Source organism: Rhizobium sp. Leaf453 (genome assembly GCF_001425605.1).
Taxonomy (GTDB): Bacteria; Pseudomonadota; Alphaproteobacteria; order Rhizobiales; family Rhizobiaceae; genus Pararhizobium.
The window spans coordinates 22,612-48,213 of the sequence record NZ_LMRG01000027.1; the positions used below are offsets into that span (position 1 = coordinate 22,612).

General features: G+C 61.2%; 28 protein-coding genes. 18 read left to right on the forward strand and 10 right to left on the reverse strand.

Translation table 11 applies throughout. The features are described from left to right. Positions 1-115 precede the first annotated feature (115 nt). Positions 116-733: a hypothetical protein gene (locus tag ASG68_RS23410; protein ID WP_062585903.1), complete on the forward strand. Its 618-nt coding sequence runs from the start codon at positions 116-118 to the stop codon at positions 731-733. Here ASG68_RS23410 and ASG68_RS23415 read toward each other — a convergent pair. The 5 genes from ASG68_RS23415 to hslV form a co-directional block, all read right to left on the reverse strand. Continuing rightward, positions 696-2,090: a cytochrome P450 gene (locus ASG68_RS23415; protein ID WP_062585905.1), complete on the reverse strand. Its 1,395-nt coding sequence runs from the start codon at positions 2,088-2,090 to the stop codon at positions 696-698. The genes ASG68_RS23410 and ASG68_RS23415 overlap by 38 nt on opposite strands. Positions 2,091-2,187: 97 nt before the next feature. Continuing rightward, entirely contained in the window at positions 2,188-3,120 is a 933-nt protein-coding gene (locus ASG68_RS23420; RefSeq protein WP_062585908.1) for a DUF1402 family protein, read from the reverse strand. 372 nt (positions 3,121-3,492) lie between these two features. Beyond that, positions 3,493-4,800 (reverse strand): ATP-dependent protease ATPase subunit HslU, encoded by a 1,308-nt coding sequence (gene hslU / locus ASG68_RS23425; protein ID WP_062585910.1) that lies wholly within the window; start codon positions 4,798-4,800, stop codon positions 3,493-3,495. After that, positions 4,797-5,312: a GNAT family N-acetyltransferase gene (locus ASG68_RS23430; protein WP_062585912.1), complete on the reverse strand. Its 516-nt coding sequence runs from the start codon at positions 5,310-5,312 to the stop codon at positions 4,797-4,799. The genes hslU and ASG68_RS23430 overlap by 4 nt, the downstream gene beginning before the upstream one ends. Continuing rightward, complete coding sequence (gene hslV, locus ASG68_RS23435) at positions 5,302-5,826, reverse strand: ATP-dependent protease subunit HslV (protein ID WP_062585913.1); 525 nt, start codon at positions 5,824-5,826, stop codon at positions 5,302-5,304. The genes ASG68_RS23430 and hslV overlap by 11 nt, the downstream gene beginning before the upstream one ends. Here hslV and ASG68_RS31605 point away from each other — a divergent pair. The 9 genes from ASG68_RS31605 to ASG68_RS23475 all read left to right on the forward strand — a co-directional run bounded on the left by ASG68_RS31605 (position 5,825) and on the right by ASG68_RS23475 (position 11,143). Beyond that, the gene (locus tag ASG68_RS31605) at positions 5,825-6,016 is read left to right on the forward strand and encodes a hypothetical protein (RefSeq protein ID WP_156373591.1); all 192 of its coding nucleotides are present in this window, start codon (positions 5,825-5,827) and stop codon (positions 6,014-6,016) included. The two genes, hslV and ASG68_RS31605, sit on opposite strands and share 2 nt — an antisense overlap. Before the next feature lie 34 nt (positions 6,017-6,050). Beyond that, complete coding sequence (gene hisB / locus ASG68_RS23440) at positions 6,051-6,659, forward strand: imidazoleglycerol-phosphate dehydratase HisB (RefSeq protein WP_062586491.1); 609 nt, start codon at positions 6,051-6,053, stop codon at positions 6,657-6,659. Positions 6,660-6,686: 27 nt separating this feature from the next. After that, complete coding sequence (locus ASG68_RS23445) at positions 6,687-7,160, forward strand: DUF2628 domain-containing protein (protein WP_062601672.1); 474 nt, start codon at positions 6,687-6,689, stop codon at positions 7,158-7,160. Further along, entirely contained in the window at positions 7,160-7,810 is a 651-nt protein-coding gene (gene hisH / locus ASG68_RS23450; RefSeq protein WP_062585917.1) for an imidazole glycerol phosphate synthase subunit HisH, read from the forward strand. The genes ASG68_RS23445 and hisH overlap by 1 nt, the downstream gene beginning before the upstream one ends. A 1-nt stretch (position 7,811) precedes the next feature. Then, positions 7,812-8,555: a 1-(5-phosphoribosyl)-5-[(5-phosphoribosylamino)methylideneamino]imidazole-4-carboxamide isomerase gene (gene hisA / locus ASG68_RS23455; RefSeq protein WP_062585919.1), complete on the forward strand. Its 744-nt coding sequence runs from the start codon at positions 7,812-7,814 to the stop codon at positions 8,553-8,555. Continuing rightward, positions 8,552-9,328, forward strand: a complete 777-nt coding sequence (gene hisF, locus ASG68_RS23460) for an imidazole glycerol phosphate synthase subunit HisF (protein ID WP_062585921.1) — start codon at positions 8,552-8,554, stop codon at positions 9,326-9,328. The genes hisA and hisF overlap by 4 nt, the downstream gene beginning before the upstream one ends. Before the next feature lie 17 nt (positions 9,329-9,345). Then, positions 9,346-9,660, forward strand: coding sequence for a phosphoribosyl-ATP diphosphatase (locus ASG68_RS23465; protein WP_062585923.1), 315 nt, complete (start codon positions 9,346-9,348; stop codon positions 9,658-9,660). A gap of 6 nt (positions 9,661-9,666) precedes the next feature. Further along, on the forward strand, positions 9,667-10,662 hold the full coding sequence (gene coaA, locus ASG68_RS23470; protein ID WP_062585924.1) for a type I pantothenate kinase: 996 nt from the start codon (positions 9,667-9,669) through the stop codon (positions 10,660-10,662). A gap of 61 nt (positions 10,663-10,723) precedes the next feature. Continuing rightward, positions 10,724-11,143, forward strand: a complete 420-nt coding sequence (locus tag ASG68_RS23475; protein WP_062585926.1) for a hypothetical protein — start codon at positions 10,724-10,726, stop codon at positions 11,141-11,143. A 32-nt stretch (positions 11,144-11,175) separates the two neighbouring features. On the opposite strand, the gene ASG68_RS23480 is transcribed toward ASG68_RS23475, so the two are convergent. The 5 genes from ASG68_RS23480 to ASG68_RS23500 all read right to left on the reverse strand — a co-directional run bounded on the left by ASG68_RS23480 (position 11,176) and on the right by ASG68_RS23500 (position 15,246). Beyond that, positions 11,176-11,787: an alpha-ketoglutarate-dependent dioxygenase AlkB family protein gene (locus ASG68_RS23480; protein ID WP_062585927.1), complete on the reverse strand. Its 612-nt coding sequence runs from the start codon at positions 11,785-11,787 to the stop codon at positions 11,176-11,178. 9 nt (positions 11,788-11,796) lie between these two features. Then, a complete protein-coding gene (locus tag ASG68_RS23485) occupies positions 11,797-12,237 on the reverse strand; it encodes a hypothetical protein (RefSeq protein WP_062585929.1) in 441 nt (146 codons plus the stop codon). Between the two features lie 2 nt (positions 12,238-12,239). After that, positions 12,240-12,716, reverse strand: a complete 477-nt coding sequence (lysM, locus tag ASG68_RS23490; RefSeq protein ID WP_062585930.1) for a peptidoglycan-binding protein LysM — start codon at positions 12,714-12,716, stop codon at positions 12,240-12,242. An 84-nt stretch (positions 12,717-12,800) separates the two neighbouring features. Beyond that, positions 12,801-13,235, reverse strand: coding sequence for an alternative ribosome rescue aminoacyl-tRNA hydrolase ArfB (gene arfB, locus ASG68_RS23495; protein ID WP_062585932.1), 435 nt, complete (start codon positions 13,233-13,235; stop codon positions 12,801-12,803). Between the two features lie 400 nt (positions 13,236-13,635). Beyond that, entirely contained in the window at positions 13,636-15,246 is a 1,611-nt protein-coding gene (locus tag ASG68_RS23500) for a phosphoenolpyruvate carboxykinase (RefSeq protein ID WP_062585933.1), read from the reverse strand. Positions 15,247-15,587: 341 nt separating this feature from the next. Between ASG68_RS23500 and ASG68_RS23505 the strand changes: the two genes are divergently transcribed. From ASG68_RS23505 to tsaE, 8 genes are all read left to right on the forward strand, one after another. After that, entirely contained in the window at positions 15,588-16,322 is a 735-nt protein-coding gene (locus ASG68_RS23505; RefSeq protein WP_112408942.1) for a response regulator transcription factor, read from the forward strand. Between the two features lie 221 nt (positions 16,323-16,543). Next, positions 16,544-18,298, forward strand: a complete 1,755-nt coding sequence (locus tag ASG68_RS23510; RefSeq protein ID WP_244484324.1) for a sensor histidine kinase — start codon at positions 16,544-16,546, stop codon at positions 18,296-18,298. Continuing rightward, a complete protein-coding gene (locus tag ASG68_RS23515; protein WP_062585938.1) occupies positions 18,295-18,756 on the forward strand; it encodes an HPr kinase/phosphorylase in 462 nt (153 codons plus the stop codon). Before ASG68_RS23510 ends, ASG68_RS23515 begins: the two co-directional genes overlap by 4 nt. Positions 18,757-18,910: 154 nt before the next feature. Beyond that, a complete protein-coding gene (locus ASG68_RS23520; protein ID WP_062585939.1) occupies positions 18,911-19,312 on the forward strand; it encodes a PTS sugar transporter subunit IIA in 402 nt (133 codons plus the stop codon). A 13-nt stretch (positions 19,313-19,325) separates the two neighbouring features. After that, complete coding sequence (locus ASG68_RS23525) at positions 19,326-19,598, forward strand: HPr family phosphocarrier protein (RefSeq protein WP_062585941.1); 273 nt, start codon at positions 19,326-19,328, stop codon at positions 19,596-19,598. A gap of 225 nt (positions 19,599-19,823) precedes the next feature. Further along, entirely contained in the window at positions 19,824-21,224 is a 1,401-nt protein-coding gene (ahcY, locus tag ASG68_RS23530) for an adenosylhomocysteinase (protein ID WP_062585943.1), read from the forward strand. Positions 21,225-21,629: 405 nt separating this feature from the next. Then, entirely contained in the window at positions 21,630-24,110 is a 2,481-nt protein-coding gene (locus ASG68_RS23535) for a PAS domain-containing sensor histidine kinase (RefSeq protein ID WP_062585945.1), read from the forward strand. Further along, entirely contained in the window at positions 24,110-25,600 is a 1,491-nt protein-coding gene (gene tsaE, locus ASG68_RS23540) for a tRNA (adenosine(37)-N6)-threonylcarbamoyltransferase complex ATPase subunit type 1 TsaE (RefSeq protein WP_156373609.1), read from the forward strand. Before ASG68_RS23535 ends, tsaE begins: the two co-directional genes overlap by 1 nt. Positions 25,601-25,602: the final 2 nt, after the last annotated feature.

Consider the following 25,602-nt stretch of genomic DNA (forward strand, 5'->3'; position numbering starts at 1 on the left):
TATGGATGAGGTGATATGACATCTGCCAGCGAAAGGCCATCGCCTCGCCGACATCGACATTCGGGCTGCGCAGAATGGGTCAAAACACTTGGCGCAGGCAACAGGGGACCATCGCATGATCCGCTTTTCACATCTGCTTTTGCTGGGGCTCGCATTGCTGGGCAGCTTCGCTTTCGTCACGACCGGCTTTGCGCAGGAAGCCGAGGACGAAGAGGAATACAAGCCGATCCTGCCCGATGTGGCGATCTACAAGGCGATGCTCGACGCCAACAAGACGACCGGCTGGATCCAGTTTCGCAATTACGACGACAAGCAGCTGATCTATTTCACCGCGCTGCAGACGATGCATTGCCGGTTGTCGGAGATTCGCTATTCGATCAATTCCGACGAGCTCGACCAGCGCTTTCCGCTCGGCGAATGCAATCCGCAGATCCCGTTCAACCTGCCGGAAGACAATACCAGCAAGTATGTCTACATCTCGCTTCCGGCCGGCGAAGCCAAGACGGTGACGATCCAGGCGGTCTGGGATGATGGCGCCGGTAGCGAGATCGTCGTCTACAAGCCCTGCGAGGGCGTCGGCGACGCGACCTGCGCCGCCATCAAGACGATCAAGAAGCCGAAGAAGCAGACGCAGCAGCCGGTGCCGACGGATTCGCCGATCAAGGGCGTGCAGGCGGAAACGCCGGGCAAAACCTTCAGCGAGCCGACACCTTCAACGGCAGCCCGCCCCTAGGCTGCGTCGTCAGCCGCTGCACCGGCCAGGGATTCGTCTGTGGCGTCATGTCGAAGCGGAAGCGTTTCATCAGCACGCCGAGCGCGATCACCGCCTCCTGCAGCGCGAAAGTGGCGCCGATACAGATGCGCGGTCCGGCGCCGAACGGCAGGTACTGGAAGCGGTGCAGCTTGTCGCGGTTTTCCGGCAGGAAGCGCTCCGGCATGAAGGCGCGCGGACGATCCCAGTAGAGTTCATGCCGGTGCAGCGTCCAGGGCATGATCAGGACGGCGATGCCCTTGGGAATCTCCACCCGCTCGCCCTCCGGCGAGGTCCAGGCATCGGCCTTGATCGCGGCACGGTTGATCGAGGGCGCCGGCGGATAGAGCCGCATCGCCTCCTCGAACGAAGCGCGCACATGTGGCATCAGATCGAGCCAATCGACCGGGTCGGCACCGCTTGCCAGAACCGCATCGATCTCCGCCTCCATCTGTTCGCGGACATGCGGGGAATTGGCGACGCAATAGAGCGTCCAGGCCAGCGCACGGGCCGTGGTTTCGTGGCCGGCACCGATGAAAGTCAGAATATTGTCGGCGATTTCATCGGTCGACAGGCCCTCGGGCCGCTCCAGCTGCAACAGAAGCGTCAGGAAATCCTGCGGTGCCGCATCCGGATCGTTCCGGATGATCTGGCGGCGCTCCTCCATGGTCTCCGCCACGATCGCCTGGAACTCCGCCATCAACTTCCTGCCGCCGATGCGGGTGAGGCGCGGCACCCAGGTCGGCGCCAGCAGCACGTCCATCGGATCGACCCGGCCCATGCGATGCAGCAGCCGTTCGACGCTTTCGGTGAAGCCTTCGCTTTCCGCCGCGATCTGGCCGGAAAACAGGGTTTCCGACAGGATTTCATAGGTCAGCTCGGTCATGTCGTTGGCGATATTGACCACCGCACCAGTCGCCGCCGCTTCTTCATAACGGGCGACGTATTCCTCCGTCTTCGACAGCATCTTCGCCGCGAAGCCACGGGCATGGCGCGGCGTGAACACCGGCGCCATCGCCTTGCGCGACCGCTTCCACACCTCGCCCTCCGCCGTCAGCAGGCCATCGCGCAGGATCGGCCGCAGGATGAGGCGGCGCACCTTTGACATTTCGTAGTTCGAGGCGTTCTCGACGAGAATGTAACGGATGAGATTGGGGTCGTTGACGATCAGGGTGCGCTGGGTGACGAACCTGGTGTCGATCCAGGGCAGCGTATAGGACGGCTCGCCCCAGAGCTCGAGCGGATTGCGCAGTGCCGTGCGGATGATCTGCAGCCTCGACGGCGGCACGGGTCTCGGGACCGGTGCCGGCGGCTCGAAGGGTTCGGGTCTCATGTCCATGACATTGTCCTCAAGGCCCCGTCAGGCGCGGCACCTTTCAAAACATAGGACTGGACAGGCGGGCTTTAAAGGGAAAGAACGTCGCCCCCGCCTGCCCTCAGAGCAGACCCCGCAGGTCGTCGATCTTGTCGTTGACCAGCCAGCCGTAATAATTCTCTTCCGGCCAGCCACCCTTGTTCTTCAATGCAGCTGCGCGCTGGTCGGGATTGCCGACATTATAGAGGGTCGCCGTGATGCCCGGATTGTTGGAAATATCGACGCCGGCGATCGACTTGTAGGCATCAATGGAATGGCGAATCGAGGCCGCCATATAGGCGAGCGATTGATCGGGGTCCATGATCGCCTTGTAGACGGCGCTCGCATCGTTCTCATCCAGCCGCTCATAGCCGGAAACGCGCGAGACCATGTCCGTCAGCATCAGCGACGTCAGCGGATTGATCTGGCCGAGGCCGAATGTCTGGCCGGCGAAAAACGGCTGGAAGAACACGGCGCTGAACCGGTTGTTGGGATAGGAGGTGCCGCCGACATTGTTGCCGCGGAACTGGCTGTCCCAGACGCTCTCGCGGCAGCTCCACAACGCATAGGAACTCTTCTTGCCGGCGCATTTGGAAAATTCCGGGCGCGCCACGAACTGGGCCACCGTCTCGTCCTCATAGCCGAAGCGGAAGCTGTCGCCGGCATAGGCGGCCGCCTTGACGTAGTAGGACTGCAGCCGGTCATAGGCATCGACATTATAGGTATGCTCGCCGACGATGGCGCCGATCATGTGGATCGGATCGATGCCGTAGGCCCGCGCCGTCGACTTGATCTTGCTCATCAGCTTGCGGTCGTTGACGAGAAGATTGCGCACCTTCTGGTATTTCGCATCGAACGACGTCTTGCCCGCCTTGGTACGGCGCACCGAAGCGCCGGGAACATTCGGCTGCTCCTGATAATGGTTCCCCTCCGGCATGACGCGAACCTCGGCCAAGGCCGGGCCGGAGACCAGCAGCGTTGTCGCAACGAGAAGCATCGAAAGGATGGAGCGCACGATCTGTCTTCCTGTGAACTGAATGCCGGGACGCATGCGGCAAAATCGTGTCGGAATCATGCCCGGCACGGACAAACACTTATCGCGTGCGGGGTCGGGAGACAACATGGAAGGCGAGGTTTGCAGGAAGCGATATGGCGGTTGAGCGATGGACTGCCGTGCGACCATTTTCGATGGAGCACCGATCTTGGCCCCACCCTCCGTCATCCTCGGGCCTGACCCGAGGATCCATCAGCGTATCGGCTTGTGATGGGTTTTTCGGGGATCGCGACTGCGAGCAAGGTGCGACACCAGCAGATCCTCGGGTCAGGCCCGAGGATGACGGAGTTTGAGAGTAGCGCGGAGCCAGAAACCCCGCGCCCATCTATCTGCTTACAGAATATACCGCGACAGGTCCGTGTTGGCGGCCAGATCGCCGACGTGTTTCTTCACGTAGTCGGCGTCGATCGTCAGCTTCTCGCCGGGCTTGTCGGGCGCGGCATAGGAGATTTCATCGAGAACTCGCTCCATCACCGTCTGCAGGCGGCGGGCGCCGATGTTTTCGACGCTGGTGTTGAGCTTGACCGCCACATCGGCCAGCGCATCGAGTGCGTCCTCGGTGAAGTCGAGGTCGACGCCTTCGGTCTCCAGAAGTGCCTTGTACTGGCGGATCAGGCCGACTTCGGTCTCCGTCAGGATGCGGCGGAAATCCTCCTTGGTGAGAGCCTTCAGCTCGACGCGGATCGGCAGGCGGCCCTGCAGCTCCGGCAGCAGGTCCGACGGCTTGGCGACATGAAAGGCGCCCGACGCGATGAACAGGATATGGTCGGTCTTCACCGGACCATACTTGGTCGCGACCGTGGTGCCTTCGACCAACGGCAGCAGGTCGCGCTGCACGCCTTCGCGGGACACACCGGCGCCCATGCCGCCATCGCGGGCGGCAATCTTGTCGATTTCGTCGAGGAAGACGATGCCGTCGTTTTCGGCCGAGCGAACCGCCTCGCGCTGGATTTCCTCGTTGTCGAGCAGCTTGTCGGATTCGTCGTTGATCAGGATACCGTAGCTTTCCTTGACCGTGGTGCGAACCTTCTTGTTGCGCTGGCCCATGGCCTTGCCGAACATTTCCGACAGGTTGAGCACGCCGATATTGGCACCGGGCATGCCCGGAATTTCGAAGCCGCCCCCGGGAGGCGCGGTATCGGCGATCTCGATGTCGATTTCCTTGTCGTCGAGCTCATTGGCGCGCAGTTTTTTTCGGAAACTGTCGCGGGTGGCCGGGGAAGCGGTGGCGCCCACCAGCGCATCGAGCACGCGCTCCTCGGCATTGAGATGCGCCTTGGCCTTGACGTCCGCACGCTTCTTTTCGCGCACGAGGCCGATGCCGACTTCGACAAGGTCGCGGACGATCTGCTCGACATCGCGGCCGACATAGCCGACTTCGGTGAATTTCGTCGCCTCGACCTTGATGAAGGGCGCGCCGGCGAGCTTGGCCAGACGGCGGGAAATCTCCGTTTTGCCGACACCGGTCGGGCCGATCATCAGGATGTTTTTCGGCATGACTTCGTCGCGCAGCTCGTCGGAGAGCTGCTGGCGGCGCCAGCGGTTGCGCAAGGCGATGGCAACGGCACGCTTGGCATCGTGCTGACCGATGATGAACCGGTCCAGCTCCGACACGATTTCGCGGGGTGAGAATGTGGTCATGGCAAATCCGTTTCTTCAGGCTTGTCCAGCGCCATGAAATGGGCCGGACCGTAGATTGATTGACGCCGTTCGAGAAAACGGAAGCCCGCCTTCTCATAGGCACGAATGGCTTGCGCATTGTCCGGATCGGGATCGATCACGATGCGCGATGCGCCGCCGGCAAACAGCCCGGCGCAGAATTGGCGAATGATCGCGCTTCCGTGGCCCTTGCCGATGAGCACGGGGTCGCCGATCGAGATATCGACGCCGAGCGTCCCCGGCGGCTGGTCCTGATAGGGATGCCCCGGCTCCAGATGCGGATCATAGCTTTGCAGATAGGCGATCGGCCGGCCATCGAGTTCGACGATCAGCGCGCGGGTTTCCACGCTCGTCATCGCGCTTTCGATGCCTTCCAGCTCTTCATCCGCCTCACCCCACCATTTCGCGACATGCGGCTCGGTGAGCCAGCGGCCGAGCATCGGGAAATCCTCCCGGCGCACATCGCGGAAATGGTAGCGGGGATCAGGCTGCATCGAGCGTTTCGACCACCACATTGCCATTGGTATAGACGCAGATATCGCCGGCGATCTGCATGGCCTTGCGGGCGATGTCCTCGGCCGACTTGTCCGAATCCATCAGCGCACGCGCCGCCGCAAAGGCATAGTTGCCGCCCGAACCGATGGCGATCGTGCCATGTTCGGGCTCGAGCACGTCGCCATTGCCGGTGATGGCAAGGGTGATGGACTTGTCGGCGACCAGCATCATCGCTTCGAGATTGCGCAGATATTTGTTGGTGCGCCAGTCCTTGGCAAGCTCGACGGCGGCGCGCATCAGCTGGTCGGGATATTGCTCGAGCTTGGCTTCGAGCCGCTCCATCAGCGTGAAGGCATCGGCGGTGGAGCCGGCGAAACCGGCGATCACCTCGCCCTTGCCGAGACGGCGGACCTTGCGGGCATTGCCCTTCATCACCGTCTGCCCGAGGCTCACCTGGCCATCGCCGGCCATCACCACCTGTCCGTCCTTCCGGACGGTAATAATTGTTGTCATGAAAACCCTGCCTGCCCGGATGCCGGGCCGTTTCGAGGAGCCGAACACCGGCTCCGTTGAAGCCTATGTAAGTGTGCTTTTCATGATTGCAAATAGGCTGCATCGCCTGCTCCCGGCGCGATTGAACGGCCTGCGTTTCATGCATGACAGAATCGTGGCGGCACTTCTGGATATTTGCGCCACCGCCTGATATGGAGCGGCTCTATTCCATTCCGGAGACCCTGATGGCCGACCAGCAAGCAACCCGCACCGGCAGCGTTTCGCGCAAGACGAACGAGACCTCGGTGACCGTATCCGTCAATATCGACGGGACCGGCGTGTCGAAAATCTCGACCGGCGTGGGCTTCTTCGACCATATGCTCGACCATCTCTCGCGCCATTCGCTGATCGACATGGACATCAAGGCCGAAGGCGACCTGCATGTCGACGACCATCACACGGTGGAGGATGTCGGCATCGTCATCGGCCAGGCGCTGTCCAAGGCGCTCGGCGACCGCCGCGGCATCACCCGCTATGCGTCGATCGATCTCGCCATGGACGAGACGATGACCAAGGCGGCCGTCGATGTGTCGGGGCGTCCCTTCCTCGTCTGGAACGTCGCCTTCTCGGCACCGAAGATCGGCACGTTCGATACCGAACTGGTGCGCGAATTTTTCCAGGCCCTGTCGCAGCATGCCGGCATCACGCTCCATATCCAGAACATCTACGGCGCCAACAACCATCATATCGCCGAGACCTGCTTCAAGGCCGTTGCCCGCGCATTGCGCACCGCGACAGAGATCGATCCGCGCCAGGCAGGCCGCGTCCCCTCGACAAAGGGCACGCTGGTCTGACCCGGACTTGTTTGAAAGTTGGCTGACATGGCCTCCTATCTGGTTCTGACATCTCCCGGAGCACCGAAAAACGACGACGGTGCCCGGTTCATCGCCGACAAGTTTTCATGGCTCGCCTTCGTTTTCCCGGCCATCTGGCTGCTGTTCAAGCGCCAGTGGATCGCGGGCATCGCGGTCGCCATCTTCCAGGGACTGGTTACCTTCCTGACTCAGGACCCCAGCGCCATGCTGGCGGGCCTCCTGATCGAGCTTGCGCTTCGTATGCTCGTCGCACTCGAAGGCCCGGCCTTCATTGCCCGGCGGCTGGAAGCCCAAGGCTGGACATTGCAGGCGGTGATTACCGCCGATGACCTGACGACGGCGGAAATGATCTACGACCATCAGATCGCCGCGACCGTGCCGGCAACAGACAACTGGCGGGCACCGGCTCTGCCGGCTGCCACGCAATCCACCGAGGGCCGTGCGGCTTTCGGACTTTTCGAGAATTATGGGGAACGTTGATGCGCGTTGCGATCATCGATTATGGATCGGGCAATCTGCGCTCGGCGACCAAGGCCTTCGAGCGCGCCGCGCGTGAAGCCGGCATCGACGCGGAAATCGACCTGACGGACAAGCCGGACCGCGTTGCAAGCGCCGACCGCATCGTGCTGCCCGGCGTCGGCGCCTATGCCGATTGTCGCCGCGGCCTCGATGCCGTCGACGGCATGCAGGCTGCCCTGGCGGAGACCGTGGAAAAGGCCGGGCGGCCGTTTCTCGGCATCTGCGTCGGCATGCAGCTGATGTCGTCGCGCGGTCTCGAAAAGACCACGACGAACGGCTTCGGCTGGATCAAGGGCGATGTCGTGGAAATGGTGCCATCCGATCCGACCCTGAAAATCCCGCAGATCGGCTGGAACACGCTGGAACTGAAGAAGGCGCATCCGCTGTTCGACGGGATCAGGACCGGTACGGACGGACTGCACGCCTATTTCGTCCATTCCTATCATCTCGCCGTCGAGAATCCGGACGACCTGATCGCCACCACATCCTATGGCGGCGACGTCACCGCCTTCGTTGCCAGCGGCAACAAGGCCGGCGCGCAGTTCCATCCGGAGAAGAGCCAGACGCTCGGCCTCGCCCTCATTTCGAATTTTCTGCGCTGGAAGCCCTGACATGATCCTTTTTCCCGCCATCGACCTCAAGGACGGCCAGTGCGTTCGCCTCAAGCTGGGCGACATGGACCAGGCGACCGTCTACAATCCCGACCCCGGCGCCCAGGCCAAGGCCTTCGAGGACCAGGGTTTCCAATGGCTGCACGTCGTTGACCTCAACGGCGCCTTTGCCGGCGAGACCGTCAATGGCGCGGCCGTCGATGCGATCCTCAAATCCACGAAAAACCCGGTGCAACTGGGCGGCGGCATCCGCACGCTCGATCATATCGAGAACTGGCTCGGTCGCGGGCTGGCGCGCGTCATCCTGGGCACGGTCGCGGTGCGCGATCCGGCGCTGGTGATCGAGGCCTGCAAGACATTCCCCGGCAAGGTCGCCGTCGGCATCGACGCCAAGGGCGGCAAGGTGGCCGTCGAGGGCTGGGCGGAAGCCTCCGAACTCGGCGTCATCGAACTGGCGCAGAAATTCGAGGGCGCCGGGGTTTCGGCGATCATCTATACCGATATCGACCGCGACGGCATCCTGACCGGCATCAACTGGGATTCGACGCTGGAACTGGCCGACGCCGTCTCCATCCCTGTCATCGCATCCGGCGGTCTCGCCTCGATGGACGATATCCGCCGGATGATCCGGCCGGATGCGGCCAAGCTCGAAGGCGCCATTTCCGGCCGCGCGCTCTATGATGGGCGCATCGATCCGGCGGAAGCGCTGTCGCTCATTCGCGGCGCGAAAGGAAAAGCGGCATGACCCTCAAGGCCCGTGTTATCCCCTGTCTCGACGTGAAAGACGGCCGCGTCGTCAAGGGCGTCAGCTTCGTCGACCTGATCGATGCCGGTGACCCCGTCGAATCGGCCAAGGCCTATGACGCGGCCGGCGCAGACGAACTCTGTTTCCTCGACATCACCGCCTCCTCCGACAATCGCGACACGATCTTCGACGTGGTTGCCCGCACGGCCGACCATTGCTTCATGCCGCTGACCGTCGGTGGCGGCGTGCGAAGTGTCGCCGATATCCGCAAGCTGCTGCTCGCCGGCGCCGACAAGGTGTCGATCAATTCGGCGGCAGTCAGCAACCCGGATTTCGTGGCTGAAGCCGCCGACAAGTTCGGCAACCAGTGCATCGTCGTGTCCATCGATTCCAAGAAGGTGTCGAAGCCCGGCGAGGAAGAACGCTGGGAGATCTTCACCCATGGCGGCCGCAATGCGACCGGCATCGACGCCGTCACCTTCGCGGAAAAGATGGTCAAGCTCGGCGCCGGCGAACTGCTGCTGACCTCGATGGACCGCGACGGTTCCAAGACCGGTTACGACATCGCGCTCACCCGCACGATCGCCGACCGGGTTTCCGTCCCGGTCATCGCATCCGGCGGCGTCGGCACGCTCGATCACATGGTCGAGGGCATTCGCGATGGCCATGCGACGGCGGTTCTCGCCGCCTCGATCTTCCACTTCGGCACCTATAGCATCGGCGAGACCAAGCGCTATATGGCAGAGCATGGCATCGCCATGCGGCTCGACTGAGCGCAAGGACACGACAGATGAGCGATTTCACTCTTTCCAGCCTCGAAGCGATCGTTGCCGCACGCGCGAAGGCATCGCCGGACGAGTCCTGGACGGCGAAACTCGTGGCCCATGGACAGAGCAAGGCGGCGAAGAAGCTGGGCGAGGAAGCGGTCGAGACCGTGATCGCGGCGATTTCCGAGGATCGCGCCGGTCTCGTGGCTGAAAGCGCCGATCTGCTCTATCATCTGATGGTCGTATTGAAAATTGCTGATATTCCGTTGCAGGATGTAATGGCGGAGCTCGAGCGGCGGACCAGCCAGTCGGGTCTCCAGGAAAAGGCAAGCCGGTAACAGTTCATGACCATCGCCGCAAAAGACATCGTGCCAGCCGACATTCCGGATCATTTCGACAACAAGGACTATTCGCCCTACCGGTTCTTTTCCGCCGAGGAATGGTCGAGGTTTCGTGCGGACACGCCGTTGACGCTGACGGCCGACGAGGTCCACCGCCTGCGCTCGCTGAACGACCCGGTCGACCTCAGCGAGGTCCGGCGCATCTATCTGTCGTTGTCGCGGCTTCTGTCCGCCCATGTCGAATCCTCGCAGATGCTGTTTGCCCAGCGCCAGCGGTTCCTCAGCATGTCCGGCGAGGCGAAAACCCCGTTCGTGATCGGCATTGCCGGTTCCGTCGCGGTGGGAAAATCGACGACCGCCCGTATTCTCGCCGAGCTCCTGTCGCGCTGGCCCTCCAGCCCGAAGGTCGATCTGGTGACGACGGACGGCTTTCTCTATCCGAACGCGACGCTTTTGCGCGAAAACATGATGGACCGGAAGGGTTTTCCGGAAAGCTACGATATCGGCGCGCTCCTGCGCTTCCTCTCGGCCATCAAGGCCGGCCAACCGAATGTCCAGGCGCCGACCTATTCGCATCTGACCTATGACGTCCTGCCCGATCAGTTCCGGACCATCGACCGGCCGGACATCCTGATCTTCGAGGGCATCAACGTCCTGCAATCGCGCAATCTGCCGGCGGATGGCAAGATCGTGCCGATGGTCTCTGATTTCTTCGATTTCTCGATCTATATCGACGCCGAGGAAAGCCTGATCCACACCTGGTACGTCAACCGCTTCATGCGCCTGCGCGAGACGGCCTTCCGCAACCCGGATTCGTTCTTCAAACGCTATGCCGAAGTCAGCGAAGAAGAGGCCCTCTCGATCGCCGAGGGGCTCTGGCACAACATCAACCTGAAAAACCTGCGCCAGAACATCCTGCCCACTCGCCCCCGCGCCGACCTGATCCTGCAGAAGGGTCAGAACCATCTGACCGAGACGGTGGCGCTGCGGAAGCTGTGAAGCGATGTTTCCTTTAAAGCGGGTTCGCAAAAACAGTAACTGACCCGGCAGAGGCGTGGCTATGGCAGAGTTCTTTCACCATGCTGTTCGACGCCCAGCGAAAACCGAAACGGGGATCACTCGGCTCCTGGTGATGACTATCGCGATTGTCTCCATCGGCGCGTCGGCGTTTTGCTTGCGCGGCAGTACCAAACTTCCAATCGATACGGTCGTTTGCGACAGCGTCAAAGGCGATCCAGCAGGAGCGCTCGCCGACTGGCACGCGCGGGGCGTGATCGAGAGTATTGCCTACAGCGAAAAAAACACCGTCGTGAAGGTTCAAACCGCTCGCTGGGAAGGGCTTGATCCTGCTGATCGGAGACGCATCGGCGTTCAAGCTTACTGCCTCGCGCGCGGCTCGGATCTCCGAGGGTCAGTCACGGTAAAAGGTAGTAAATTGGAAGATCTCGGGACCGTTATTGACGGATATTGGATGCGTTGAACGTCAGTTCCAAAACATACCTCACAGGAGATTCAAACCGTTACCCGCCGAAGCGTCAGATTGATTCGCCCGCCGTTCTTCAACAGCATCGACGTATTCGGATAAATCTTGTCGACCCCGTGAAACGCCAGGCGCCCCTCGCCGCCGAGAACGACGACATCGCCGCTCGACAGCTTGAAGGACAGGGTCCGGTCCGTGCGCTCGCGGCCGCCGACGCGAAACAGGCAGGTGTCGCCGAGAGAAACGGAGACGACTGGTGCTTCCAGGTCCTGTTCATCCCGATCCTGATGCAGGCCCATGCGGGCGTCGTCAGTGTAGAAATTGACGAGGCAGGCTTCCGGCAGTTTCGGACTTCCCGAAACCGTCCGCCAGAGGTCGAGAAGTGCCGCGGGAATGGCGGGCCAAGGTCTGCCGGTGACCGGATGCTCCGGCTGGTAGCGGTAGCCGCGATCCTTGTCCGTGACCCAGCCCAGCACGCCGCAATTGGTTATGCGCACGGACATCGGCTTGCCCGTGCGGGGCATGACCGGCACGAACAGCGGCGCTTCCGAAACGATTGCGCGGATGCTTTCGACAAGCGCTTCCTGCTTGTCCCGGTCGAGAAAGCCCGGAAGATGGCGGATGCCCTTGGGCAGGACCTGCATGGGAGGCGCCTATTCCATACCAAGCAACGCGGCCGGAACGCCGTAGCGCTGCTGCCAGGCGGCGTAACCGACATCCGTGGGGCCGACAATGTGATCGATCAGGTTCCAGCGTCCGGCCTGAAACCCCATCAGTGCATAGGTCGTCAGTCCGTCCATCATGTCGGATTCGCCGGCAAAGCCGGTTTCCTCGGGATCGATGACACCACCGCCCGGCCGTTGCGGCTCGACCTGGACGAAGGCCCAGTTCGGTGTGACGCGGATCGTCGTTACGACGAACTCGACCGGGCCACGCAATTCCGCTTCGACGGCGGGACGCAGCGTGTCCATGATCGCGGCGCGTTCCGCCGAGCCCTTGGCGGGCTCGCGAAACGTCTGGGCCAGCGCCGATCCACTGAAAGCCGACAGGATGACGGCCATGAAAACCAGAAGAAAAGCGCTGGCCTTGTTCATGATTATGCCTGATCCAGATCCGGAATGCGCAGGACCTGGCCGGGATAAATCTTGTCGGGATGGGACAGCATCGGCTTGTTGGCCTCGAAGATCACGGTGTTTTTCGCGCCCTTGCCCTTGCCATATTGGGCCTCGGCGATCTTCCAGAGATTGTCGCCTTTCTTCACGGTGTAGAAGACGGGCTCCTTCGCCGCCACCGGCGCTGCCGCCGGTGTTTCGGCGACCTTCAGTTCGGACGCCTCGACCTGCGAGATGCCGAGCGTATTGCCGACCGCGACCACGGCCTTTTCGAACGCCGATTGATCCTTCACCGTGCCGGTCAGCACGATCTTGTCGCCTTCCACGGCCACATCGACCTTGTCGGTGCCGAGGTCGTGGGACGAGAGTTCCTTCTTGACGGCTTCGGCATCCGGCGCGTCATCGTCCCCGCCGATACCCAGTTTCTTGCCCGCACTCTTGATAAAGCTGAACAGACCCATGGCACATCTCCTTTTGCGTGTTCGATCCGACGTAACAGAGTGCGGTGACAGGTAAAAAACAAGGCCTGCGGGAAAATTCAGGCTTTAATCGCCTTGCGGGCGGCTTCGCATCTTCTTGACCTCGCCGCGGCCGGTCTTTTCCTTCAGCCGCCGCTCGATCGAGCCCTTGGTCGGCTTTGTCTTGCGGCGCGGTGGCGGTGGCGGTTCGGCAGCCTTCAGGATCAGCTCCTTCAGCCGTTCGCGCGCATCCTCGCGGTTGCGCTCCTGGCTGCGAAAGCGACTCGCCTCGATCATCAGGACGCCATCCTTGGAGACCTTGCGGCCCGCCAGCTTGATGGCATTGTCGCGCACTCGCTCCGGCAGTGCGGGCGAGGTCGCGATCGGGTAGAACAGCTGAACGGCGGTCGAGACCTTGTTGACGTTCTGCCCGCCAGGCCCACCGGCCAGCACGAATTGCTCCGTCAGCTCCCAGCCGGCGATGACGATTCGGTCGTTGATGTAGAGCGGTTCGCTGGCCATGACGTGTTTTCCTTCCTGCGCTCTATCTCACAGGATCGGCTGCTTGAAAACGCGGTAGCGGGGTGAAGGTGGAAAAAGACCCGACGCTGCTAGACAAACATTATGCGACAGGGGTCCGTGTTTCAGCGGCTTTAATCAAAACGGGCGTCCCACCCTCCGTCATCCTCACCCTTGTGGCGGGGATCCAGCCGCAGCGCGTCCGCGCTGCGAAAAGACTCTTTTCAGCCCAATGACTTGGGCTGGCTGGACTCCTGTGACAAGCACAGGAGTGGCGGAGTTTTGGGGTAGCTCTGTACCCGACAGTATTTCACGCATCGAAAACATGGCTGCCAAACAGCAAAACCCGGTCCTTTCGAACCGGGTTTCACGTGAATCATAGCCTACGATCGATAGAACCGGCTTATTCCGCAGCCAGCTTGATTCCAGGGGCTGCATCCCGCACGCCGCCATCGACATGATCTTCGAACTTGGCGAAGTTGGCGACGAACATATCGACCAGCTTGCGGGCTTGGGCGTCATAGGAAACGCCATCGGCCCAGGTGGAGCGCGGATCGAGGATGCTCGCATCGACACCGGGAACGGCGACCGGGACCGCGAAGCCGAAATTGCCGTCGGTGCGGAAATCGGCCGAAGCCAGCGAGCCATCCAAGGCTGCGGCGAGCAGGGCCCGCGTCGCCTTGATCGGCATGCGTTTGCCGGTGCCGTAAGCGCCGCCGGTCCAGCCGGTGTTGACCAGCCAGCAGGTCACGCCGTGTTCGGCGATCAGGCTCTTCAGCAGATTGCCGTATTCCGACGGATGACGCGGCATGAACGGTGCGCCGAAGCAGGTCGAGAAGGTCGCTTCCGGCTCTGTCACGCCCTTCTCTGTGCCGGCGACCTTGGCGGTGTAGCCCGAGAGGAAGTGGTACATGGCCTGATCCGGCGTCAGACGGGCGATCGGCGGCATGACGCCGAACGCATCGGCCGTCAGCATGATGATCGTGTTCGGATGACCGGCTGTCCCCGAAGCACTTGCATTCGGGATGAAGTCCAGCGGATAGGCGCAGCGGGTGTTTTCGGTCAGCGAACCGTCGTTGAAATCCGGTACCCGGTTTTCATCGAGAATGACGTTTTCCAGCACGGTGCCGAAACGGCGGGTCGTGTCGAAGATTTCCGGCTCGGCTTCGGCCGACAGGCGGATTGTCTTGGCGTAGCAGCCACCTTCGAAATTGAAGATGCCGTCTTCACCCCAGCCATGCTCGTCGTCACCGATCAGCGTACGCTTCGGATCGGCCGACAGCGTCGTCTTGCCGGTGCCCGACAGGCCGAAGAAGACGGCGGCATCGCCATCCGGACCGACATTGGCCGAGCAGTGCATCGGCATGACGCGCTTGGCCGGCAGCAGGTAGTTCAGCATGGTGAAGACGGCCTTCTTCATCTCGCCGGCATAGGACGTGCCGCCGATGAGGATGATGCCCTTGGTGAAGTTGCAGGCAATGACCGTTTCCGTCCGGCAACCGTGACGCGCAGGATTACCCTTGAAATCCGGCAGGTCGATGATCGTCAACTTCGGCACGAAGGCGGCGAGCGTCGCCCGATCCGGGCGGATCAGCAGGTTGCGGATGAACAGCGAATGCCAGGCGAATTCAGTGATGACGCGGGTCGGAAGGGCGTTCGCCTTGTCCGCGCCGCCGATCAGATCCTGAGCGTAGAGCGACTTACCCTTGGCATGCTCCAGCATGTCCTTGTGCAGGATATCGAAATGCTCCGGGGACATCGCATTGTTGTTGTCCCACCAGATCTTATCGGCCGTGGTTTCGTCGCGAACCACGAATTTGTCCTTCGGCGAACGGCCGGTGTGCTGGCCGGTGAGAGCCCGAACGGCGCCGTGTGCGGTCAGTTGCGCCTCCCCGCGACGGAGGATTTCCTCATAGAGTTCAGAGGTGCCGAAGTTATACCGAACCATGTCCAGGTTGGTGAAACCGATCGATTCCAGCCCAAGCGACGGGTTGTGAATACCAAGTTCCTTCATGATCCGGCTATCCTCCGTTGATTTACCGACAGACGTTGAATTTTAGCGACCATAGAAGAACAGCTTGGAAAAGACAAGATTGCTGTCTTAAAAAATATAATGATTTCAGTATATTAATCGATTTAAAAGAAAATATCGCTTTTTTAATCGGTTTAAATCAGCGTTTTCGAGGCATGCTTTTTCAATCCAAACAGGCCACTTCGAAACACTCTCCTGTTTTAGGGTTTGCCTTCGCCACAATTTGTTCCACCTTTATACTCAAGAAACGCGGCGTACCGCAGCATGAGCCCCGACGACGGGGTTCACCTCGGAGGCGCAAAAGAATGGTGGAGCCATACACGATGCAGACGATTGCACTTGTCGATGACGACCGGAATATCCTGACCTCGGTGTCGATTGCACTGGAGGCGGAAGGCTACAAGGTCGAGACCTATACCGACGGTGCATCGGCGCTCGACGGTTTGCTGGCCCGCCCGCCGCAGCTCGCCATCTTCGATATCAAGATGCCGCGCATGGACGGCATGGAGCTCCTGCGCCGGCTGCGTCAGAAATCCGATATCCCCGTCATCTTCCTCACCTCCAAGGACGAGGAGATTGACGAACTGTTCGGCCTGAAGATGGGTGCCGACGACTTCATCACCAAGCCGTTCTCGCAGCGACTTCTGGTTGAGCGCGTCAAGGCGATCCTGCGCCGCTCGGCCAATCGCGAAGCGGCTGCCGCGGCATCCTCCGGCGGTGGTGCCGCCAAGGCGGCTGCCGACGTGCAGGCCCGCTCGCTCGAACGCGGCCAGCTGTCGATGGACCAGGAACGCCACACCTGCACCTGGAAGAACGAGCCGGTGACGCTGACGGTGACCGAGTTCCTCATCCTGCATTCGCTGGCCCAGCGCCCCGGCGTGGTGAAAAGCCGCGATTCGCTGATGGACGCCGCCTATGACGAGCAGGTCTATGTCGACGACCGCACCATCGACAGCCACATCAAGCGGCTGCGCAAGAAGTTCAAGATGGTCGACAACGATTTCGACATGATCGAAACGCTCTATGGCGTCGGCTACCGCTTCCGCGAATCGGCCTGAGTTTCGGCAAATATACTTCCGGCGCCGGACCGTTCCATCAGCGGTCTGGCATGGCCTCTTGCGGAACTGTATGATACGGGACCGCGCCGGACTGCGTCGCGACGCAGCGATGACGATGACGGGCAAATTGCCTTCGGGCGGCGGCACCGGTGCTGCCATGACATGCAGGAGCCGCGAAAGCGGGAGTTGAAGGCTTGGTCGAAGTCTTGCGAAACATCGAAATGGATGACAGCGACGGGAAGGCCAAGACAGGCCGGACCTGGGCGCATCCGTTTACGCTGATCCGCCGGATATTCGGCAATGCCGTCTTTTCCAGCCTCACCCGCCGTATCCTGTTCTTCAACCTCGTTGCGCTCGTCGTTCTGGTCGGCGGCATCATGTATCTCAACCAGTTCCGCGAGGGGCTGATCGACGCCCGTGTCGAGAGCCTTCTGACCCAGGGCGAGATCATTGCCGGCGCGATCGCGGCCTCCGCTTCTGTCGATACCAACTCCATCACAATCGACCCGGAAAAACTGCTGGAGCTGCAGGCCGGCCAGAGCATCACACCAATCCCCAGCGACGAAGACCTCGAATTCCCGATCACGCAGGAGCGCGTGGCACCCGTCCTCAGGCGGCTGATCTCGCCGACCCGCACCCGCGCCCGGCTTTTCGATGCCGATGCCGACCTGCTGCTCGATTCGCGTCACCTCTATACCGGCGGCCAGGTTCTCCGTTTCGACCTGCCGCCGATCGAGCCGGAGCCTGTGACCTTCTCCGAGCGGATGAACAGCTGGTTCAACCGCATCCTGCAGCCGGGCAACCTGCCGCTCTACAAAGAACCGCCGGGTGGTAACGGCTCAATCTATCCGGAAGTGATGAATGCGCTGACCGGTGTGCGCGGTGCCGTCGTGCGCGTGACCGAAAAGGGCGAGTTGATCGTCTCGGTCGCCGTGCCGGTCCAGCGCTTCCGCGCCGTTCTCGGCGTGTTGCTGCTCTCCACCCAGGCCGGCGATATCGACAAGATCGTCCATGCCGAGCGGCTGGCGATCATCCGGGTTTTCGGGGTCGCGGCGCTGGTCAACGTCATCCTGTCTCTACTCCTGTCGAGCACGATCGCCAATCCGTTGCGCCGTCTGGCGGCCGCTGCCGTCCGTGTTCGTCGCGGTGGCGCCAAGGAACGTGAGGAAATTCCCGACTTCTCCTCGCGCCAGGACGAGATCGGAAACCTGTCCATCGCGCTGCGCGAAATGACCACCGCGCTCTACGACCGGATCGCGGCGATCGAGAATTTCGCCGCCGATGTCAGCCATGAGCTGAAGAACCCGCTGACCTCGCTGCGCAGCGCCGTCGAAACGCTGCCGCTGGCCCGCACCGACGATTCCAAGAAGCGTCTGATGGATGTGATTCAGCACGATGTGCGCCGCCTCGACCGCCTGATCAGCGATATCTCGGATGCATCGCGTCTCGATGCTGAACTGGCGCGCAGCGATGCCAAGGCCGTGGACCTCGAAAAGCTGCTCGGCGACCTCGTCGATATCTCGCGGCAGATTCGCAGCGGCAAGAAGGCGGTGCAGTTGAGCTTCGTCGTCGAGCGCAAGGACAATCCCAAGGCACGCTTCGATGTCGGCGGCTACGAACTGCGCATCGGCCAGATCATCACCAACCTCATCGAGAACGCCCGTTCCTTCGTGCCGGACGAAGGCGGCCGTATCATCCTGCGGCTCACGCGCACCAAGAGCCGCTGTATTATCTATGTCGAGGATAACGGTCCAGGCATCCAGGCCGAAGACATCGACCGGATCTTCGAGCGCTTCTACACCGACCGGCCGGCAGGCGAGGATTTCGGCCAGAATTCCGGCCTCGGCCTCTCCATTTCCCGCCAGATCGCCGAAGCCCATGGCGGCTCGTTGAAGGCCGAGAACATGATCGATGCGAACGGCCACGTGACCGGCGCCCGCTTCATTCTCTCCCTGCCGATCGAGAGCAATTCGTGACGGCGGACGCGGCGGTCAACATCCATTCCACCGCAGTGGTTCTCGGTACGAAAGGATTTCTGTTTGTCGGCCCATCCGGCGCCGGCAAGACGGCGACAGCGCTTTCCTGCATGGCGGACGCGCGACGGGCGGGACTGTTTTCAGCGCTTGTTGCCGACGATCAGGTCTTCATTTCGGTGACAAACGGGCGGGTCATCGCCCGCCGCCCCGCATCGATTGCCGGCCTCGCCGAAATTCGAGGCGCTGGCATCGTCACGATCGAAACCATCCCGGTTGCAGTCATGGATTTTGCCATTTTACCGATAAAATCACCTTTTGGACCCCGTCTTCCGCCCGAAAATGAGGTCTTTTCGCTGCCTTCAGGCGATTTTTTACCGTTACTTCGCTTGCCCGTGCTGGAAGGCCTGAATTCGCTCGACAATTTGCGCCGTCTTTTGCCTCCAAATGCCGAATTTTAAGGAGAATCGTGCCTCCAAAACCGGCATTTGAGGATTTTTGACTTGCACTTCGCCTTTTCCTTGCCAAGATGGCCGCCCCGATGGTGGACGAAATTGCTGCGTTGCGATATCTGACCATCCCTAGATTTGCAGATGCAGTTGGAGCAAAGACATCATGATCGGACTTGTGCTTGTCACACACGGCAAGCTGGCTGAAGAGTTTCGTCATGCGCTGGAGCATGTCGTCGGTCCTCAAAAGTCAATCGAGACTGTCTGCATCGGCCCGGAAGACGACATGGACCAGCGCCGGCAGGATATTCTCCAGGCCGTCCTGTCCGCCGATGAAGGCAATGGTGTCATCATTCTCACCGACATGTTCGGCGGCACGCCGTCCAATCTCGCCATTTCGGTGATGCAGAGCGGCACAGTGGAAGTCATTGCCGGCGTCAACCTGCCGATGCTGATCAAGCTGGCGGGCGTTCGCGGCGAAAGCGACATGGACAAGGCGCTCGTGGAAGCGTCCGAGGCAGGCAGGAAATATATCAATGTCGCAAGCCGTGTCCTCAGTGGCAAATAACGAGACACCCGCCATGACGCTGTCCCGCGACCTCCTGATCGTCAACAAGCGCGGCCTGCACGCCCGAGCCTCCGCAAAGTTCGTCCAGACGGTCGAAGGCTATGATGCGGAAATTCATGTTTCCAAGGACGGCATGACCGTCGGCGGCACCTCGATCATGGGCCTGATGATGCTGGCGGCCAGCACCGGCTGCTCTGTCGCCGTAACCGCCAGCGGTCGCCAGGCGCAGGAAGCGCTCGATGCCCTCGACGCGCTGGTCGCCGACAAGTTCGGCGAGGAAATGTAAGCGCTCAACGGCGCTGACGCGGGCTTTCCCTCCAGAGCAAAAGGGAATGGCTGACGCGATATAAAGATATAAAGACTTCTTTATGTCCTGTTGCTCCTGTTCGTGAATCCTGATAGATGGGGAACAATCTTCCTGCCGATGGGCGGGAAGAACGAATTTTAGTGCGCCCTGCCCGGCCTGATTTCCACCAGGCCTTCCGCATGGTCACCAAGCCCGGAGACTGCCATGAGCACGAAGAACGATTATCACGTCGCCGATATCGGCCTCGCCGATTTTGGCCGCAAGGAAATCACCATCGCCGAAACCGAAATGCCGGGCCTGATCGCCTGCCGCGAGGAATTCGGCACAGCCAAGCCGCTGAAGGGCGCCCGCATCACCGGCTCGCTCCACATGACCATCCAGACGGCCGTCCTGATCGAGACGCTGGTTGCACTGGGCGCCGAAGTGCGCTGGGCTTCCTGCAACATCTTCTCGACGCAGGATCATGCTGCCGCAGCGATCGCCGCCAGCGGCGTTCCGGTCTTCGCCGTCAAGGGCGAAACGCTCGAGGAATACTGGACCTATACCGACCAGATCTTCCAGTGGGCCGATGGCGGCGTTTCCAACATGATCCTCGATGATGGCGGCGATGCCACCATGTATATCCTGCTCGGCGCCCGCGCCGAAGCCGGCGAGGACGTTCTCTCCAAGCCTGAATCCGAGGAAGAAGAAATCCTCGTTGCCCAGATCAAGAAGCGCCTGGCTGCTTCCCCGGGCTGGTTCACCAAGCAGCGCGACGCCATCAAGGGCGTGACGGAAGAAACCACCACCGGCGTCAACCGTCTCTACCAGCTGCACGCCAAGGGCCTGCTGCCCTTCCCGGCGATCAACGTTAACGATTCGGTTACCAAGTCGAAGTTCGACAACAAGTACGGCTGCAAGGAATCGCTGGTTGACGGCATCCGTCGCGGTACCGACGTGATGATGGCAGGCAAGGTCGCCGTCGTCTGCGGTTACGGCGATGTCGGCAAGGGTTCGGCTGCTTCGCTTTCCGGCGCCGGTGCTCGCGTCAAGGTCACGGAAGTCGATCCGATCTGCGCCCTGCAGGCGGCCATGGACGGTTATGAAGTCGTGCAGCTGGAAGATGTCGTGTCTTCGGCCGACATCTTCATCACGACGACCGGCAACAAGGACGTCATTCGCATGGACCACATGCGCGCGATGAAGGATATGGCGATCGTCGGTAATATCGGCCATTTCGACAACGAAATTCAGGTCGCGGCACTGCGGAACCTGAAGTGGACGAACATCAAGCCGCAGGTCGACCTGATCGAGTTCCCGAAGGGCAACCGCATGATCCTTCTCTCGGAAGGCCGCCTCCTGAACCTCGGCAACGCCACCGGTCACCCGTCCTTCGTCATGTCGGCCTCGTTCTCCAACCAGGTTCTGGCGCAGATCGAGCTGTTCACCAAGGGTGACACTTATGAAAAGGGCGTCCACATCCTGCCGAAGCATCTCGACGAAAAGGTTGCCCGCCTTCACCTCGCCAAGCTCGGCGCCAAGTTGACGGAACTGTCCGAAGAGCAAGCGGGCTATATCGGCGTGAAGCCGCAGGGCCCGTTCAAGTCTGAACACTACCGCTATTAATCCTTACCCGGATAATCCACAACATATAGAGGCCGCGATCTTGACAAAAGATCGCGGCCTCTTTTTTCGCCTCGCCCTTCCCGAGGATTCCCTCAAGGCGTATGTTTTTGGGACAATGATTCGGGACGAAGATGCGGAACAGACGCGTCCGGAATCGGGGATGTCTTGTCGTTAAGGCGGCATACAGACAAAGACATGCCGGACTGCAATCGGAATTGAACGAGGCCTGCTCACGCGGGATTTCGATTTATACTGCATGGCGATTTGCAACCGGACCGATGGCCTTGCGCCGTGCCTGACCGACAAGGTCGGGACACGATTCAAGGTGTTGAATACACATCAGATCGTCCGTGATTCGGGTTTCCGGGTCACCGATCGTGTGTGGTGCAAACGGGGAAGCACGCCATGGAAAGAGATCCTTCGAAACGCGCAAGCGGCCGGATTCCGTCCCTGTTGCGACGGTTCCTGGCAAGCTCAGCGCTTGCGGCTCTGGCCGGCCCGGCGGTTGCCGCGGTCGAGGACCTGACCACCGTAAGCCTCTTCCGCTCTTCCGAGGTGATTACCTTTTCCGTTCTCATCGGCGTTATCTCGGCCGCGATGATCTCGGCCGTCTGGCTGATTCGCCAGCGCGGCAATATCGAGACCGACAATCGCGAACTGACCGCGGCGCTTGCCGACGCCAATCACCGCATTTCCCGCTTCCAGGCGCTGATCGCGGACAAGAACCGCCGCATCGTCGTCTGGGAAGGACTGTCGGATAAGGCGGAATTCCTCGGACAGCTGCCCCCCGAGACGGGCGCGCCGCAGGATGATCGCGACTTCCTGGCGTTCGGCCGCTGGATCAAGCCGCAGTCCTCGTCCGAGCTGGAAAAAGCCATCGAGACGCTGCGCCTTACCGCCCAGAGCTTCGATCTGGTGGTTGAAACCACGCGCGGCGAGATCATCGAGGCGCAGGGCCGCGTCTCCGGCGGTCGCGCCTTCGTGCGTTTCGTCGCACTCAACAACCTGCGCGCCGAACTGGCGGAGGTCAAACTGGAGCGGGACCGGCTGCACAGCTCGCTCTCCAGCCTCCATACGCTGCTCGATGCCATCGACTTGCCCGTCTGGCAGCGCGGCACAGACGGAAGCATCCTTTGGGTCAACGAAGCCTATAGTGACGCGGTCGAAGCGGCCAATCCTTCGGCCGCCGTCAAGGAAAGCCGGGAACTGCTGGCCACCGTCGCCCGCGAAAAGATTCGCGCCGCCAGCACCTATGATTCGCCCTATCGCGACAAGGTCTCGACCGTCGTTCGCGGTAACCGCACCTTCTTCGACGTCGTCGACACCAAGAGCACGACGGGTTCGGCCGGCATGGCGATCAATGTCTCCGACGTCGAAGCCGTGCGCGAGGAACTGAACCGGACGCTGAAAAGCCACGCCGAAACGCTCGATCACCTGGCAACCCCGGTCGCGATCTTCGATGGCAGCCAGCGCCTGCAGTTCTACAATCAGGCATTCCAGAGCCTGTGGGACCTCGACATGGCGTTCCTTGAGCGCAAACCTGATAATGGCGAGATCCTCGACCGGCTGCGCGCCAGCGGCAAGCTGCCGGAGCAGTTGAACTGGAAGCAGTGGAAGGATTCGGCGCTTGCCGTCTACCAGGCGATCGAGACACAATCCGACCTCTGGCATCTGCCGAACGGCCAGACCCTGCGTGTCTTCGCAACTGCCCGTCCGCAGGGCGGCGCCACCTGGGTTTTCGAAAACCTGACGGAAAAGGTCGATCTGGAAACACGCTACAACACGCTGGTTCAGGTTCAGGGCGAAACCATCGACCATTTGTCCGAAGGTGTTGCCGTGTTCGGACCCGATGGCCGGATCAAGCTCTCCAATCCTGCTTTCCGCGCACTCTGGGGCGTCAGCGAAATGGAGGTCATGCCCGGCACCCATATCCGCGCCATCGAGCAGGCCTGCGCGCCGTCCTACGATCTGCCCGACGGCTGGAAGCGGTTCTCGCACCTGATCACCAGTTTCGACGACGAGCGACCGTCGTGCCAGGGCATCCTTGAGCTGCGGACCGGCCTCATCCTCGATTTCGCCGTTATCCCGCTGCCGAACGCCCAGACCATGCTGACCTTCGTTAACATCACCGACAGTGCGCGGGTCGAGCGGGCGCTGACGGAAAAGAACGACGCGCTGCAGATGGCCGATCATCTGAAGAACGATTTCGTCCAGCACGTTTCTTACGAGTTGCGTTCGCCGCTGACCAACATCATCGGCTTCGCCGATCTCCTGAAGACGCCGGCCTTCGGCACGCTCACCGAACGTCAGTCCGAATATGTCGATCACATCTCGACCTCGTCCTCGCTGCTCCTGACCATCGTCAATGACATTCTCGATCTCGCGACCGTCGATGCCGGCATTGTCGAACTGGATCTGTCGGAAATCAACCTGACCGATTTCCTCGACGAGGTGTCGCTGCAGATGGCCGACCGGCTGCAGGAAAGCGCCGTCACGCTGCAGATCGATGCACCTGATATGCTCGGCCTGTTCGTTGCCGATCATCAACGCCTCAAGCAGATTCTCATCAAGCTGCTGACCAATGCCGCGAACTTCGCGCCCGATGGCAGCACAATCGGCCTGAAATGCCGCCGCGACGGCAGCGACTTCGTCTTCAGCGTCACCGATAGCGGCGCTGGCATTCCCCAGGACATTCTCGACACCGTCTTCAACCGCTTCGAAAGTCACGGACAGCACGGCGGCGCCGGTCTCGGCCTGTCGATCGTCGAAAGCTTCGTCAGCCTGCATCACGGCAAGGTCGAGATCCGCAGCCGCGAGGGCGAAGGCACGGAAGTTACCTGCCGCATTCCGTCCGGCGAACTGCCGAAATTCCAAGCGGCTGAATGATGCAGGCAATTACCCTTTTCCTGAAGGACGAGGCGGCGACGATCGAGCTTGGCGAAGACCTCGCACTGGCCCTGAAGATTGGCGATTGCCTGGCGCTTTCAGGCGATCTCGGCGCCGGCAAGTCGACGCTGGCCCGCGCCCTGCTGAGGGCCATGGCGGATGACGGAGGGCTGGAGGTTCCAAGCCCGACCTTCACACTCGTCCAGAGCTACGACCTGCGCATCCCGGTTTCGCATTTCGATCTCTACCGCCTCGCCGATGTTTCCGAACTTGATGAACTCGGCTTTGACGAGGCCCTGTCGCAGGGCATCTGCCTGGTCGAATGGCCGGAAAATGCCGAGGCGGCCCTGCCGAAGTCGCGGTTGACCATTACATTCACGCATCAGGGCGATGGCCGCGAGCTGTCGATCACCGGCGACGAGCAGGCCTTGAGCCGGATTCACCGCAGCCTTTCCATCCGCACCTTCCTGCGGGAACGTGGTCAGGGCGCAGCAAAACGCCGGCACTTGAGTGGCGACGCCTCCGCCCGCGCCTATGAGCGAATTCTGCTTCATGGCCAGCCGATGCGCATCCTGATGGATTCCGCCCGGATCAAGCCCGGCCCGGTTCTGCAGGACGGGAAATATTACCAGCAGCTGGCGCATCTGGCCGAAGACGTCATTCCCTTCGTTGCTGTCGACCAAGACATCCGCGACAAGGGGTTCCGGGCACCGGAAATCTACGAGAGCGATCTCGACGCCGGCCTATTGCTGATCGAAAATCTCGGCAGCACGGGGATTCTTGATGAGAGCGGCGCGCCGATTGCCGAACGCTATCTGGAAAGCGTGCGCGTGCTTGCGCATCTGCATGCCCAACCCGTCACTCGCGATATCCTCCTTTCCCCTGCCATCACGCATCACATTCCTGATTTCGATCGCACGGCGATGAAGATCGAGACCAGCCTGCTGATCGACTGGTATCTGCCGTGGAAGCGCGGCGAAAAGGCATCTGACGCGGAACGCACCGCCTATTTCGATGTCTGGGACCATCTGATCGACCTGCTGGCGACCTCGGAAAAGAAACTGCTGCTGCGGGATTTCCATTCGCCCAACATCATCTGGCGTGGCGAGCAGTCCGGATTCGACCGGATCGGCATCATCGATTTCCAGGATGCCATGATCGGGCCGACGGCCTATGACGTCGCCTCGATCACCCAGGATGCGCGCGTCACCATCGAACCGGATCTGTGCAGGCAGATGCTTTCGCTCTACAGTTCGGAACGCAGCGCCCTCGGCGCTTTCGACGAAGCGACCTTCCAGCGGGACTGGCATCTCATGTCAGCCCAGCGCAATTGCAAGCTCGTCGGTATCTGGGTACGGCTGATGCAGCGCGACGGCAAGCCCTTCTATATGAAGCACATGCCGCGTACCTTCTCCTACCTTCAGGTGGCGCTCGAACATGACGCGCTCGCGCCCTTGCGCGATTGGTGCATAAAGGCTGGAATCCTCTAAAC

Coding starts and splice junctions, on each gene's coding strand:
- ASG68_RS23475 (WP_062585926.1), top strand. CDS start 10,724: ATGGCAGAGTTCTTTCACCATGCTGTTCGACGCCCAGCGAAAACCGAA.
- hisH (WP_062585917.1), top strand. CDS start 7,160: ATGCGCGTTGCGATCATCGATTATGGATCGGGCAATCTGCGCTCGGCG.
- lysM (WP_062585930.1), bottom strand. CDS start 12,716: ATGGGTCTGTTCAGCTTTATCAAGAGTGCGGGCAAGAAACTGGGTATC.
- hslV (WP_062585913.1), bottom strand. CDS start 5,826: ATGACAACAATTATTACCGTCCGGAAGGACGGACAGGTGGTGATGGCC.
- ASG68_RS23410 (WP_062585903.1), top strand. CDS start 116: ATGATCCGCTTTTCACATCTGCTTTTGCTGGGGCTCGCATTGCTGGGC.
- hisF (WP_062585921.1), top strand. CDS start 8,552: ATGACCCTCAAGGCCCGTGTTATCCCCTGTCTCGACGTGAAAGACGGC.
- ASG68_RS23525 (WP_062585941.1), top strand. CDS start 19,326: ATGACGCTGTCCCGCGACCTCCTGATCGTCAACAAGCGCGGCCTGCAC.
- hisB (WP_062586491.1), top strand. CDS start 6,051: ATGGCCGACCAGCAAGCAACCCGCACCGGCAGCGTTTCGCGCAAGACG.
- ahcY (WP_062585943.1), top strand. CDS start 19,824: ATGAGCACGAAGAACGATTATCACGTCGCCGATATCGGCCTCGCCGAT.
- ASG68_RS23520 (WP_062585939.1), top strand. CDS start 18,911: ATGATCGGACTTGTGCTTGTCACACACGGCAAGCTGGCTGAAGAGTTT.
- ASG68_RS23465 (WP_062585923.1), top strand. CDS start 9,346: ATGAGCGATTTCACTCTTTCCAGCCTCGAAGCGATCGTTGCCGCACGC.
- ASG68_RS23510 (WP_244484324.1), top strand. CDS start 16,544: ATGGATGACAGCGACGGGAAGGCCAAGACAGGCCGGACCTGGGCGCAT.
- hslU (WP_062585910.1), bottom strand. CDS start 4,800: ATGACCACATTCTCACCCCGCGAAATCGTGTCGGAGCTGGACCGGTTC.
- ASG68_RS23505 (WP_112408942.1), top strand. CDS start 15,588: ATGCAGACGATTGCACTTGTCGATGACGACCGGAATATCCTGACCTCG.
- coaA (WP_062585924.1), top strand. CDS start 9,667: ATGACCATCGCCGCAAAAGACATCGTGCCAGCCGACATTCCGGATCAT.
- ASG68_RS23500 (WP_062585933.1), bottom strand. CDS start 15,246: ATGAAGGAACTTGGTATTCACAACCCGTCGCTTGGGCTGGAATCGATC.
- ASG68_RS23445 (WP_062601672.1), top strand. CDS start 6,687: ATGGCCTCCTATCTGGTTCTGACATCTCCCGGAGCACCGAAAAACGAC.
- ASG68_RS31605 (WP_156373591.1), top strand. CDS start 5,825: ATGAAAACCCTGCCTGCCCGGATGCCGGGCCGTTTCGAGGAGCCGAAC.
- tsaE (WP_156373609.1), top strand. CDS start 24,110: ATGCAGGCAATTACCCTTTTCCTGAAGGACGAGGCGGCGACGATCGAG.
- arfB (WP_062585932.1), bottom strand. CDS start 13,235: ATGGCCAGCGAACCGCTCTACATCAACGACCGAATCGTCATCGCCGGC.
- ASG68_RS23485 (WP_062585929.1), bottom strand. CDS start 12,237: ATGAACAAGGCCAGCGCTTTTCTTCTGGTTTTCATGGCCGTCATCCTG.
- ASG68_RS23430 (WP_062585912.1), bottom strand. CDS start 5,312: ATGCAGCCTGATCCCCGCTACCATTTCCGCGATGTGCGCCGGGAGGAT.
- ASG68_RS23535 (WP_062585945.1), top strand. CDS start 21,630: ATGGAAAGAGATCCTTCGAAACGCGCAAGCGGCCGGATTCCGTCCCTG.
- ASG68_RS23480 (WP_062585927.1), bottom strand. CDS start 11,787: ATGCAGGTCCTGCCCAAGGGCATCCGCCATCTTCCGGGCTTTCTCGAC.
- hisA (WP_062585919.1), top strand. CDS start 7,812: ATGATCCTTTTTCCCGCCATCGACCTCAAGGACGGCCAGTGCGTTCGC.
- ASG68_RS23415 (WP_062585905.1), bottom strand. CDS start 2,090: ATGGACATGAGACCCGAACCCTTCGAGCCGCCGGCACCGGTCCCGAGA.